Here is a 13,528-nt window from a genome sequence, read left to right as displayed (position 1 = left end):
TCTCCTCATCATTTCCAAGGTTACATGCTCCTAATAGTATTCTAGATTCATATAAATGAAATTACAGTCGAAACGAGAGTGTCGAAATCTGTGTTATTGAGTGAAGATCAGACCCTTGATTTAAGAGCATTTATCAGCGTATTCTCCGTATTATTTTAAGGCTCTGTACCCTATCACTTATGGTAGGGTTGGCCAACCTTCCTTACTTGAACTTGAATAACTACTAATTAACCATTTGTTATTAATTAACTCTAAAGTAATGAAATCTGTATAGGCTTTCTGTTTATCTTTAACTTGAACTTTAACTTTTGCCTCCTTATGTAAAGGATCTAGATCTTTGATCTTTTCTATTTGATATCCCAATATTTCACCGTAGTAAAATCTGTAATTGGCGAGGCTACCTGCATTATTATTTTTCATAAATTCAGAAACACCGTCCATGCCTTTTGCGTAAACATCATAAAAATGACTCAACGTTTCTTTGGATAATCGATTCTTCATTGAGTTAGGATTGTCTTTCATATCATACATAAACACAGAGATAGATAAAATAATTACGACACATACAGACACAATGATCATATTTTTTCGCATCATTCTTCTCCTTCCTCATTATATTGATTGTCCCACTGGTTGCCCAAGAGGTCACTACGTGCTGCTAGCCATGTAAATACCTGGACCTTTCTTTGTTACTTCTAAACTTGCACGCAGATTAAAGCGACCAGCACCTTCATATTAATAAATTGTATATACTTCCATTATTTAGATATCTCTTTGGAAGATATATTCGACTGAGTGTTAACCCTTACCTGCAACTAGCAAATAACTAATACCGGTTCAGCTTGTGGGAACTTCATTCCCTTATTTCGACGAAATGTGAAATTTCAGGTGCCAAAGGGGAACTGCAGGTTCTTATTTCAGCTCAATTCGCTAACGATCTGTTCAGATGGTGAAATAGCGGACTCTAGTTCCCTTTCCCTCGCCAAAAGGGCTGTTTAGGGAGAAATAAAGCCCTGTAGTTCCCCCTACCTTCCTGCGGGGCATGGAGACTAGACGTTTCTGCTAATCCGCTGCATTTCTTTCCGTTTCGGGCGGATTAACGAACAACAAGCAGCAGGAGCTCGCTTAGGAATATTTCCCAAGAAATATTCCTGCCAAGTTCATGCCAGCGGCAGAGGACACTTCCGCCATAAAAACAAACAAGCAGACACCTGACGGCACCTGCTCATTTGTTAAATTATATGCCTCCGCTGGCCTTCCGAGGCTGACGGCGCTTCCTATGGCTACCGTGTCAGCAGCCCCCACTCCCGAGAGGTTGGACGCCTGGTATGCCTCTCCTCTGCGGACCTCATTGTCGTTATTTCCGATAAATGAGCTTAATCTCATCAGGGACGGACTCCAGATTCGTTACTAGACCAATCGACAGCATAAACACGCTCTGATCTCATGAATAACTGCTCAAGCGTCCGCTAGAATTCATCATTAGCTGAAATCCTTTGAATAAAGCCTACACTGTCCGTTAGCACAAGCAACTCACAAGCAACTCGCCTAAACACTATTTTACAATCCCCAATACAAAGCCATCATAACCTTTACTGCCAACAGTCTGAATAGCCGTTGCGTTAATCTTCGGTTCCTCAGCCAACAGATCATAGAACTGCCTTACTCCCTGGACGCGGGGATCTTGACTTCCTTCATTAATAATCTCGCCTTCGCGAATAACATTATCGCCAATAATGACAGTCCCAGGATGGGAGAAATGCAGCGCCCATTTTAAATAGTTAGGATTATTAGGTTTGTCGGCATCAATAAAAATCATATCAAAAGGCTGAACGCCTTCCTCGTCCATCTGCGCCAATTGTTCCAAAGCATCCCCTACCCGAAGCTCAACCATATCGCTCAACTGCGCAAGGGACAGGTTCGCCGCTGCCACCTGGGCATGAACCGGGTCGAGTTCCAAAGTTACTAATTGTCCACCGGAAGGCAATGCACGCGCCAACCAAATTGTACTGTATCCCCCCAGTGTCCCGATCTCCAGGATTCGTTTGGCGCCTTGCATTTGCGCTAATAAATTCAACAGTTTACCTTGCGTAGGTGTAACATCATATGCAGGCAGCCCTGCTTGTTGATTCGCAATCAGCGCTTTTTCCAGTACAGCGTCATGTGGAATCAGGCGCTCCGTAATATACTGATCTACTTTTTCCCATGTGTTCGATTGATTCATCCTTCTCATTCCTCCTCTTTGCTCCTTACTTTCTACTCCATTGTATGCCAGTTTGAATCATAAGAATAATATATCTTTTTCACTTATTTATACTTATAATATATAAATAAGAAGCAAAGGGAGTATACAGGATGAATTTGCATGCACTGCGTTTATTTCATACGGTCGCAACGACTGGAAGCGTGACGCGCGCTTCCGAACTGTTAAATATAAGTCAGCCCGCCATTACCGCTCAGATCAAAAAATTCGAGAAGGAAATGATGCTCCCATTGCTCAAACCTCAGGGAAGAGGAATCGCTCTCACAGATGCCGGCGAGGAACTTGCGTTACTTGCCAAAAGACTCTTCGCGGTTGAACAGCAAATCGAACAATTCGCCCACAATTACCGTAACGGGACGAACGGGTGCATTCGATTAGCCGCAACGTATTTACCCGCTCACTTCCTCATCCCCGCTTGGATAGCCAAGTTTAAGCAGCAGTATGAGCAAGTCGAAATGATCATCACCACAACCAACTCAAGTGATGCCCTCAAACAACTTTTGCATGTAGAGGTTGATATCGCAATTTATGGAGGGATCGCCGAGGCTTACCCGGATACGATTCAGACGGAAGAATTGTTCCAGGACGAGCTGTGGTTTGTCGTTGCTCCTCATCACAAATATGCAAATCAGCAAGTTTCTCTCTCCGAAATGATGAAGGAACCTTTTGTCATGCGTGAAGAAGGAAGCTCGACGCGGGAGAGATTGTTATCCTTATGCCGGACGTACAATTCCTCCGTTCCCACCATTTCTTTGCAGTTTAACGGACTGCATGAAGCGATTACTGCTGTTATTGCCGGGTACGGCGCGAACTTCGTCTCGTCATTGGTTGTCCGTGAATATGTGGAACGCGGAGAGCTGTCCCGTGTTTACGTGGAAGGAATCCATCTAAAAAATTCAATCGCCATCTGCACACGCAAAAATGAGCCCTTATCCGCTTCCACGATGAATCTTATCCGAATGATCCGCCAAAATCCCTATAACAAATCGTTCTTGTGATCTGTGAGCGCTTCATCATTGGCGCGCCGTTAACTGAGCGGGAACTATGATCCACTATTTTCCAGAAACTCGACACTTTTGCAAGAAGGAGGGAACTGCGATCCTCTATTTTATCAATTTCCGGAAAAAATACGCCATTTTTTCGCAAATAAGACCCTGTAGTTCCGTTTGACACATGAAATTGAGGATTTAGCTCAAATAGCGACATGTAGTTCCCTCTCACACTTTACCAAGACGCAAACTATGCTCCAAACAAAAAAAGGCCATCCCAAAAGCAGAACATTCTACTTTCGGGACTGCCTGAAAATGATCCTTGCAGCTGTGTGCTGAAGATTATCGCGCTATTTTCGGAAGAAACAACTTTTTCATCGCATCGGCAAGTCTTTCCTTATTGAAGGGTTTGACGAGAAAGTCTTTAGCGCCTGCTTGAATCGAATCTACGACCAGCTTCTGCTGCCCCATTGCCGAACACATAATGACTTTGGCTTGCGGATCGAAATGTTTAATTTCAATAAGCGCCGCAATGCCATCCATCTCAGGCATTGTGATGTCCAATGTGACTAAATCCGGTTTGAATCTCTTGTACATCTGTACCGCTTCCAGGCCGTTCCTGCCCTCCGCCACGATCTCGTACTCCAAGTCCATAAGCATATCCTTCAACATAGCTCTCATAAAAGCCGCATCATCAACAATCAAAATTCTTTCCTTCACCGTTCATCATCTCCCTTTTTTGAAAAGTGACAGCCCTGTATCATTGTCATCGATCCTTCGATTGTCCTCCTTGGATTTTCGATATCAGGTTCCATAATATTACAAATTACTCATTGACTAGCATGTTAACATACGCTTCTCTCAAGATTCTCACAAGATTTTCGACACATTCCGATAAAAACACCAAAGGACCCTCCCGAAGCAGAATAATCTACTTTCAGATAAGCCCCTTCGCCTTCATGCAACCTATAAATACGCGGACACTCTATCTCTCATTGCTTTCGGCAGCTCGACGCCCAGTTCTTGCCGGTATAGCGCATCAAAACTGCTAAAGTGCTTGAGTGCTCGCTCCGGCCTGCCGCTGGAAGCGTAGACGTCCATTAGCAATTGATTCATGTCTTCATCCAGCGGATAGATTGACAAATACACATCCATCCGTTGTTCCGCCTTGCCCCATGCCTGATCGGCCATATCCCGGCTGGCCAAACTTCTCAGAAGAGCCGTATACTGCTTGGCATAGCCTTCCTCCAACTGAGACTTCCACAGATAATCTTTTCGATCTAAAAGAGATCCGCGGTACAGCGAGCATGCGCGTTCCGCTTGAGCGTAATCGTGCGATCCTTCCCGCACGGCTATTTGAAATTCAATTAAATCATAACGAGCTTGCAAGGGATCCAGCATATAGCCATCATTCGTTTTCACGATATCCATGCCTATCTCTTGTTCTTTGAGCAGCTTTTTCAGACGATAAATCGTATTGTGCAAGTTGTGAGAGCCTCTGTCTTCCGGCATATCCGGCCACAACATATCGGCCAGCTGCCACTTGCTCATATCTTGTTTCGGATGGCACAGGAAATACGCAAACAATTCCTCCGTCTTTCGCGTCGGCCAACGGACAACCGTACCGTCCGGACTTCTGACGTCGAAGCCCCCAAGACAGCGTACCAGCGCCCCGCGTTCTTGTTTTTCCTCCGCTGCTGCGGGACGCTCAAGCTTGAGCAGCCGATGGGTCAACCTTTCAATGGCATCCGGAGTGACCGGCTTTAACAAATAATCGAACGCGTATACTTTAAATGCATCTACCGCATAATCTTTATAAGCCGTCGTAAATACGACTCGCGTATGCTCTGAGATTTCATTCAATCGCTGAGCGAGTTCAAGTCCGTTCATCTTGGGCATTTCCACATCAAGGAACGCAATGTCGGGCCTCAGTTCCGGCAACCGTTCAAGCGCCTCATGCCCATTGCTGAAAGCCCCGACAATGTCATAATGGCCGTTGCGCCCGATAATGACTTTCATAAGCTCGAGAACCGGCTTTTCATCTTCAACTATGATGACTTTAAACAATCTCAGCCCCCCTTTCTTCCATAGCGGCATATTCAGTAGATGTGAACGGCAAATACATCACAACTTTCGTTCCGCGTCCCAACTCGGAGCTTACCGTTACGGTCGCGCCCGGAATGGCATCCAACCGCTTGCGGATGTTTGAAATGCCAATCCCGCCCGTACTTGACCTTCCGCTGGCGATCCGGTAAAGCAAATCGTCGGGAATCCCCACGCCATCGTCATGGACGGACACCTGCAAATAGCGATCCCCTTCCTGGATGGATAACGTGACGGTGCCGTGTCCGTCTTTCTCGAACAAGCCATGACGAATCGCATTTTCGATAAACGGCTGAATACATAAGGATGGAATAGAGATATCCTTAAGATTGTCGTCTACATAATAAATCACATCGAACCGTTCGCCGAATCGCGCTTTTTCGATCTCGACATAGGCGTCAATCAATTCCAGTTCACGCCCTAAACTGACGTATAACTCATGCCGGTCCATGTCCAAAATGTATCGCAAATACTGGCTGAGCTTCGATAACAAATAGGCGGCCTTCTCCCCGTCCGTATAACAAAATGAAATGACGCTGCTCAGCGCATTATACAGAAAATGCGGTTTAATCTGAGCCTGATGAAAAGCAAGCTCGCTCAGTATCGCCTCTTGAATGGACGTCTTCATAGCAATCAGCGTATGAATGCGGGCAAGCAGCGTTTCCGCTTCAAACGGCTTCGTCAAGTAATCGTTAGCCCCTGCCCTGAAGCCGAGAGCGATATCTTGGGGCGTATCCTTGGCGGTCGCGAACAATATCGGCAGGTCGAGAATGGAGTGGTGCGCGCGCAGCAAACGGCACAACTCTATGCCCGATATCCCGGGCATCATGACATCGAGAATAACCAAGTCTATCTGCGGATACTCCTTGATTTTGGCCAACGCTTCTTTGGCCGAGAATGCTGTAACCACGTTGTACCGGTATCTTTTTAAAATGTTCAGCAATGTGTATATGTTGGAAGCTTCGTCATCCACAATCAAAATCGTAGATTCATGCTCTTCCAGTATGTCCAGCGTATCGCGGCTCTGCACGATTCTGCCTGAGTCTGCGTTCATGTCCGAATCGGAAGTTCCCTCGTATAATGGCGCTCGCTCATCGGCGCTGGGCAGCGAAAAAGTCATACGCGTTCCCTGACCCGCCTCAGACCACTCGACTCCGATTTGCCCTCCCATGCGTTCGACGAGCTTTCGGCTTATGTACAGCCCAACCCCCATGCCGGTGTACCCGTCATCCGGCAAAACTTGATCGAGTTGTTCGAAATACCCGAAAATTTCCGAGTGCCTGTCGCGGGGAATTCCAGTGCCCGTGTCCTCGACCGAAATCGATACGATTCCCTTACTAACACTCGCTGTAATGACGATGCTTCCTTGATTCGTATGTTTGATAGAATTATGAATCAAATTGTACATAATTTGGCGCAATCGATTCTCGTCCGCTTCGGCCCATACATTCGGAGGAACCTGATTATCCAGCCGAACGGCTTTGCCGGCGAGCTCAAATTGTAAAACATCGAATACGATCTGCGTAACTGTCCTTACATCCACAACGGTCATATGCAATCGAAGCTCGCCCTGCTTCAGACGAGAGACGTCAATCAAATCGCGCATCAGCATCGAGAGTTTGATCGAAGTATCTTTGATCAGCCACAGGCTTTGCTTTTGCTTAGAAGATAAATTATGTTCATCATCATCCAGCAAATGGGAGGTAATATTCATAATCCCGTGAAGCGGAGTTTTGACCTCATGGGAGGTATGCATCAAAAACTCGTCTTTCCGTTGGTTGGAGACCATAAGTTGATGCGTCAGCAGCTCATTTTTTTCGTAGGCGTTTTTAAAACGTACGGCCAGTAAAATGTTCATTAATGTAATGAAACAAATAACCCCTACTTTGCTCATGAGATCGGAAGCAACTGCGTTCTCCGCATAAAGCGAACCATCAATCAGAAACACTAACAAAGAAACGATTGCAGCAATGAACAGCAGGATTTCTTTCCTTTCGGATGAGCCTCTCTGACTGCGCAAGTACAAGTGAATCATTCTGGTAAGTATATAGAGCGGAACAAGTCCAATGTAGACAAAAAAGGCATATCTGACTTCATTGTAGAGTGAATAAGGCAGAACGAAAATGACCGCTACATACATCACAATCGGCGAGGTTAGCCACAGCAGCTTTCGTCGAGGGATTAGCCGGTTGTCCAGGGAACAGAAAAACAAAATACTTAAGAGCGAGCTTACGAATTGGCTTACATCCAACGCTTTGTAAACGATATCGAATGGAATGCCCGGCATCAGCCGCTGGAAAATCTTTTCGCCAAACAGCAATTGAACGGCGGAGAGGGAGAACAAATACAGCCCGCTGAGCAAATAGGTTTTCTCCTGCCGGCGCAGAAAATAGAAGCTAATGTGATATGTTCCGAACATAACCAATATAAAAATGACCACCATATCGCTACCGATCAGTATGTTATCCAACTGCGCAATATCCTTATGTCCTCCGAACTGGATCGAGTTGACGATTCCCCCGGTGAAAAACTCATAGTTGGACACTTGAATAATCACTTCAATTTCCTTGGCATCGGTATGAAAAAATGCGCTATACGGCGTATTGCCGGGAGCATGCGCTTCTTTCACCTCGGCAGGCCGGCCGCTCTCTCCCTGCAGCTGCCCGTCAATATACAAACGGTGCGACATCCGGATGCTTCTCAATTTCACTCCATAGATATCGTCGCCGTTCGCATGAACAAGTACCTTGAGGCGGTAGGTTGCATAACCTTTCCTGCTCATGCCGCCTTCCTTATTCTTCCCTTTCCAAGTGCCGGGTACGGCTAAATACGCCGCATCCGGTCCAGGTCCAGCACGAAAATCTGCCGGTTCCAGAAGCTTTCCTTCGTAGAACTCCCACTCTCCATCCAAGGAGACCAATCCCTGTCTATGAAAATCCCAGCTTGTTAAATCCAACACGCCATGTTTCGCGGACTGTGTCGCCTTATTCGGAATAGATTGGGCATATATGCCTATGAATAAGAGAACAGAGAGAGAAAAAACAACGGCGAGAGCAATGAGCTGGCGAAGCTTGTACATGAAGACTCCCTCTTTCTCAATAAATAACCAGTAAGACTTCTTATCCTATCATTTCATACTCCCAAAAAACTCACAAGCCTTGACAAGGAGCACGGTAACGAATACAATTCATTTGGTAATGATAATCGTTCTCATAATAATTGGAGGTTAGAGTATCCATGGTATCAAGAAATAGGATTGGGGTACGCAATTTTGGGGGAAGACTGCTCGTTCTGATCATGGCGTGCATGCTCATTCTTGTCGGTTGTGGACAACAAACAGAAACCAAGACCGCTGATAAAGCGGCAAATAATGAGCCTAAAGCGTCAACGTCGCCAAGTGCTCCCGTCGAATACACAGTTAAGCACGCTATGGGCGAAACTAAAATTACAGGAACGCCTAAGAAAATCGTTGTTCTGACGAACGAAGGAACGGAAGCCGTGCTGAGCTTAGGTATCAAACCTGTTGGCGCCGTGAAATCTTTTACAAGTACCGGGGACTGGTATGACCATATCAAATCGGATATGACGGACGTAAAAGTCGTAGGCGACGAGAATCAGCCGAACCTGGAGCTCATTGCCTCCTTAAAGCCGGATCTCATTCTCGGCAATAAATTGCGACAAGAGAAAGTTTATCAGCAATTATCAGCGATTGCCCCAACGGTATTTTCCGAAAAACTAATGGGCGACTGGCAAGTTAATTACCAGCTGTATGCCGAAGCTTTGAATAAAAAGGCGGAAGGCGACAAAATCATCGGCAATTTTGAAAAGCGAATTTCCGATTTCAAACAAAAAGCCGGAGATAAACTTAATACGAAAGTATCCATCGTTCGCTTCATGCCGGGTAAAGTGCGGATTTATATGAAAGACACCTTCTCTGGCGTCGTGTTGAAAAAGCTTGGATTACAGCGCCCTGCTTCGCAGGATCAAGATAAGTTCGCCGACGATGTACAAAAGGAACGCATTCCGGATATGAACGGCGACGTGCTGTTCTACTTCACTTACGAGAACGATAAAGGCGAAGGAAACAAAATTGAGCAGGAGTGGATGAATGATCCGCTTTGGAAAAACATTGACGTCGTGAAAAATGGAAATGTACATAAGGTAAGCGACGCCGTTTGGAATACGGCAGGAGGCATTAAAGCCGCTAACTTGCTGCTTGACGACTTGGAAACTTATTTCTTGAAAAAATAAAAAAAATGACTCGGGGAACCTATTCCCGGGTTATTTTTTTATTTAAGAAATTGTCACCTGCTGCTTTCGCAATGCGGATCGAAGGTATCCGAGCGCACACACAATTGACAGAATAACAATAAGTGTTAGCCCCCAATAAACATTGCTGTATGCATGTGCCAGAGGGAGATCCTTCTGCCAAACAAGAGCGCTGGCTGTCGCGGCCACACCAAATGCGCCGCTGAAAAATTGTAGAAGCTGAAACAGCCCAAGTCCCGAGGCAATCTGCGTAGGGAGAAGTAATCTCGACATTTCATTCGATATACTGCTCGTTAAGATCGTGTAACTGACGCTCATCAACATATAGATGAACATGATCGAGAAAAATGAGGTGCCCTCAAACAACGCAAACAGGATGACCGATGCCAGAAGAAGCAATGGCGTGTACCGGATAATGGAGCTATTCCCGCGTGTATCAATGATACGCCCAACTTGACGGGAAATGACCATCGCTAAGAAGGAACCAGGGAAAATCACCAGACCGGCTTGGATCGCACTCAGGTGATACTGTTTAACAAGCATTTGAGGCATGAGGAACAAGGTTGCAAAGCTGCATAAATACGCTGCGATTCCCACGGCTCCTAGAATGAGAAATGAGCGGTTGGCGAATAATGACGGGAGTACAAAAGGATCTTTTGCAGAGCGAATGCGCACAATAAATAAAGCTATCGAAATAAGTCCGGCCAGGAGCGCTATCCAAGAATGATTCGTTAAATATAAAAGAAGTCCGGTAGTACCTATACCGATGAATAGTGCACCTATAACGTCGAAAGAACCTTTACGCGGCTCTTCTCTAGGAATGAGCCTGATATAAAGAGGCACTAACAGCAAAGTGACTGCGGTTATGACAAACAAAAGATGCCAGCCCAAAAATTCCACGATAAATCCGCCGACAACGGGACCGAAGCCTAGCCCAAAAGCTACCGAAGACATAATCATGGCCATTGCTTTCCCGCGGCGTGCCATCGGTATATAACGGGATATTAAGACTAAAGACAATGCAGGGATCGAGCCCGCTCCCGAAGCTTGAACAATGCGCACGATGAGCAGCACCGCAAAGCTGTTGCTGAATAGTCCGGCAATAGCGCCGAGACTCAGCGACAAAATTCCGATAATGAACAATCTTCGTATCGGAACGAAATCAGCAAGCCGGCTGTAAGTAATGGATGAGATCGCGAATACAATAGAGTAGCCCGTAACAATCCACGAAGTCGATGATGCCGATAGTTGGAAAGCTTTTGCTACATCCGGCAATGCTAAATTAAACATCATCGTATTCATGATGACGAGTACGATCGTTACGCCAAGCAATAGGAGAACAACTCCTTCTTTCATTACGCTTCCCTCTTGCGCATGATTTGAAACGTTCAATTTTTTCATAGCAGCTGTTCGCCTCCACTTCAATTTCTAAAATTCGATAATTATCGAACAATAGAATAATAACATGGGTTATGCTATAATTCAATCATAAACTCGAAAAAAGTAAGGGGGGTCCCTTCATGAAATTTTTATATCATCCAGACCGTGCAGATATTCATTTGTCCACCGTTTTATATGCGTTAAGCGATCCCGTGCGTTTGTTAATTGTTTCAGAACTCCGTGATGTGAGCGAACGGGCTTGCGGAGACTTCGAAGTTCCTGTTGTAAAATCGACAATGTCCCATCATGCTCGCACTTTAAGAGAGGCCGGCGTGGTGAATGTTCGCGTCCAAGGGACCCTGCGGCTTATATCCTTGCGAACTGAGGATCTGGAACAGCGCTTCCCAGGATTGCTTTCATCCATACTGTCTGCTTACGATACTTCCGATGAGAAAAAAAAGCTTCTTCATCCGGAAAACGCGAAGTAATTAGACATCAGCAAAAATCCGTATTCCCTGAGCGGATACGGATTTTACAATGCCTATTCTTCTCTCCTGCATGCGTTCAAGCTTGAAGTGCAAAGCGGTTCGTCGCCTTTCGCACAAGCCCGAAACACGGAAACAAATGACGTCTCCCTCACCTTGCGCACTCTGCGGATCAACGTGCTCCGGCGTTTGACATGCGCCATCCCCGGTGATTCGGCCAAATACCACTCCTCCTGTGCCAAGTTACCGGAAAAACGGCCGATACCATACATCTGCAGCCGCTCATGCCCAGCATCCGTCTCGTTCCATTTCCACTCCAGCATTCGAGGATCATCGGGCAAACCGGTTAGCCTGCGGATTTCCTTCAAATAAGAGTATCCGTCGGAATCGGACAGCTCCACAGAAGAAACAGGCTCATACCCGATGGACGATGGAAGGACCGGAACGCCGGGGGTATGAAATACCCAATCCACATCCTCCTCACGGTCGCAAAAGACCTTGCATTCATCGATGAACAGACCGCTCGCAAGCGTGATGATTCTCTCCAAGCGTACACCCGCATAGGCGTCCTCCACCTCAGCGCAAATTCGAACCGTGCCGTCTCGCTCGTCCGTCTTTACATCCCGCAAAACTCCCGTAGAAGGACTCTGTGAGCGGCCTCCGACCACAATGGTATTGTGAGCAATCGTTTGCCGGAACCAAGCATCGTGCAGTGGGTGGCTGTACCCCAACATGCCGGCATCCGTCAGCCAACAGCGGCCTCCTGCATAATAAATCACGTTCAGTTTGTCGAAGTGGCCGTGCCAACCGCCATGCTCTCCATAATCGACTAGCGCCGCTTGCGCCGAGGCTCCTTTTCCAATTGTCACATAAAGCATGCCTGGCTTATTTAAGTTGATCACACGGATATTCTGAATGGCCGCTTTGCCGCCAGACTCCTCCGCTTCCAGGATATCTCTGCCATAAAGCAGACTGTACAGGGAACATCTTTCCGAGTGTTGAAGGGTGTCTTCTCCTAAGCCGTACACTGCATAAGCGAATTCATACAAGTCTGCATGCTGCCTCAGGTCGGTTTCCATTGAATCGTGAATGGCCGGAAACGTGTAGTCTGGCAAATGAGCTTCAAGGGGGATACGAAACATGAGCTGGAATTTCCTGTCCTCGTTTAGCGACACGTCGAATGCTGCGGCAGAGTGAACTGTCGCGATCAGCGCGATCAACGTATAGAAATGATACCCCCACGATCCTTCAAACCAAAAGCCTTCTTTTCCCACACTTTGTTCCATTTGAAAATGAAACCCATTGTGAGGATCGTTCAACGCCCTCTCGAGCAATTCTCTATCGCCCAACGCTTCGGCGATCACAGCAGCCGCTGCATTGTGATAGCTCTGCCAGTTCGACTCCCCGCGCGGATTTCGCTCTATCACGGCAATTACAGGCCAAAACAGGTTCAACTCGATGCCCCGCATCTCCGCATCCGTCCACATTTGGCAGCACTTAAGTATCGTGAAAGCTTGAGCAAGCGGAATCACCCACATTGCTTCGCTAAGTGTCTGATTTTGTACCCTTGCTCCGTATCTTCCCGCTTCGCTGCCGCTTTTACCAAAAATATCATGCAAATCATAAGCAGCATAATGTTGTGCATAAAACAAAATTACCTGCTTTGCCCACTCGGCATATGCGATTTCATCGGTTGCGGCGTACAGCAGAGCAGCGGTCAGAGCACGATTGCTGCATGCTGCATGTTCCTCAGCAATAACGACCTCGTCATATGGCGAACCGCTCATCTCTCGCTGACAAAGCGGGCACTTGTGGACAACACGCGTGACCGTCTGAAGACGGGTTCCGTCAGCCGGGCAGACATAGGCATGACTCCAGCCTCCTCCGGAGAGCGGAATAACCGGAGGAACTTCGACGACGGATTTCATCTGTTTCATTTGATAAGCAAGTGCCTTCCGCACGGTTGTTTCGGTTCGGATGCGCGAACGAAATTGTTCCAGCCACGCCGCTGAGTGCAACGGATACATATACGTGAACCT

11 protein-coding genes are annotated in these 13,528 nt (G+C 46.6%); 3 read left to right on the top strand and 8 right to left on the bottom strand.

What is annotated here, in order from left to right; translation table 11 throughout:
- Window positions 1–177 precede the first annotated feature (177 nt).
- From GC097_RS13625 to GC097_RS13615, 3 genes are all read right to left on the bottom strand, one after another.
- The gene (locus tag GC097_RS13625) at window positions 178–594 is read right to left on the bottom strand and encodes a hypothetical protein (RefSeq protein ID WP_171683845.1); all 417 of its coding nucleotides are present in this window, start codon (window positions 592–594) and stop codon (window positions 178–180) included.
- A gap of 531 nt (window positions 595–1,125) precedes the next feature.
- Window positions 1,126–1,386: a hypothetical protein gene (locus GC097_RS13620; RefSeq protein ID WP_171683844.1), complete on the bottom strand. Its 261-nt coding sequence runs from the start codon at window positions 1,384–1,386 to the stop codon at window positions 1,126–1,128.
- Between the two features lie 169 nt (window positions 1,387–1,555).
- A complete protein-coding gene (locus GC097_RS13615) occupies window positions 1,556–2,224 on the bottom strand; it encodes an O-methyltransferase (RefSeq protein ID WP_171683843.1) in 669 nt (222 codons plus the stop codon).
- Between the two features lie 131 nt (window positions 2,225–2,355).
- On the opposite strand from GC097_RS13615, the gene GC097_RS13610 reads away from it, so the two are divergent.
- Window positions 2,356–3,261, top strand: coding sequence for a LysR substrate-binding domain-containing protein (locus tag GC097_RS13610; RefSeq protein WP_171683842.1), 906 nt, complete (start codon window positions 2,356–2,358; stop codon window positions 3,259–3,261).
- Window positions 3,262–3,594: 333 nt separating this feature from the next.
- On the opposite strand, the gene GC097_RS13605 is transcribed toward GC097_RS13610, so the two are convergent.
- From GC097_RS13605 to GC097_RS13595, 3 genes are all read right to left on the bottom strand, one after another.
- On the bottom strand, window positions 3,595–3,972 hold the full coding sequence (locus GC097_RS13605; RefSeq protein WP_171683841.1) for a response regulator: 378 nt from the start codon (window positions 3,970–3,972) through the stop codon (window positions 3,595–3,597).
- A gap of 246 nt (window positions 3,973–4,218) precedes the next feature.
- Window positions 4,219–5,319 (bottom strand): response regulator, encoded by a 1,101-nt coding sequence (locus tag GC097_RS13600; protein ID WP_171683840.1) that lies wholly within the window; start codon window positions 5,317–5,319, stop codon window positions 4,219–4,221.
- The gene (locus tag GC097_RS13595; protein WP_171683839.1) at window positions 5,312–8,434 is read right to left on the bottom strand and encodes a hybrid sensor histidine kinase/response regulator; all 3,123 of its coding nucleotides are present in this window, start codon (window positions 8,432–8,434) and stop codon (window positions 5,312–5,314) included. The genes GC097_RS13600 and GC097_RS13595 overlap by 8 nt, the downstream gene beginning before the upstream one ends.
- Before the next feature lie 158 nt (window positions 8,435–8,592).
- Here GC097_RS13595 and GC097_RS13590 point away from each other — a divergent pair, with 158 nt between their 5' ends.
- A complete protein-coding gene (locus GC097_RS13590; protein WP_171683838.1) occupies window positions 8,593–9,606 on the top strand; it encodes an ABC transporter substrate-binding protein in 1,014 nt (337 codons plus the stop codon).
- Window positions 9,607–9,648: 42 nt separating this feature from the next.
- Here GC097_RS13590 and GC097_RS13585 read toward each other — a convergent pair whose 3' ends face one another.
- Window positions 9,649–11,025: an MFS transporter gene (locus tag GC097_RS13585; RefSeq protein ID WP_171683837.1), complete on the bottom strand. Its 1,377-nt coding sequence runs from the start codon at window positions 11,023–11,025 to the stop codon at window positions 9,649–9,651.
- 119 nt (window positions 11,026–11,144) lie between these two features.
- On the opposite strand from GC097_RS13585, the gene GC097_RS13580 reads away from it, so the two are divergent.
- Window positions 11,145–11,492, top strand: coding sequence for an ArsR/SmtB family transcription factor (locus GC097_RS13580; RefSeq protein WP_171683836.1), 348 nt, complete (start codon window positions 11,145–11,147; stop codon window positions 11,490–11,492).
- Between the two features lie 53 nt (window positions 11,493–11,545).
- Here the strand turns inward: GC097_RS13580 and GC097_RS13575 are convergent, their stop codons facing one another.
- The gene (locus tag GC097_RS13575) at window positions 11,546–13,516 is read right to left on the bottom strand and encodes a heparinase II/III domain-containing protein (RefSeq protein WP_171683835.1); all 1,971 of its coding nucleotides are present in this window, start codon (window positions 13,514–13,516) and stop codon (window positions 11,546–11,548) included.
- Between the last annotated feature and the right edge of the window lie 12 nt (window positions 13,517–13,528).

This window comes from Paenibacillus planticolens, from assembly GCF_013141725.1.
Taxonomy (GTDB): Bacteria; Bacillota; Bacilli; order Paenibacillales; family NBRC-103111; genus Paenibacillus_E; species Paenibacillus_E planticolens.
This window is presented reverse-complemented; position numbering and strand designations above follow the sequence as displayed.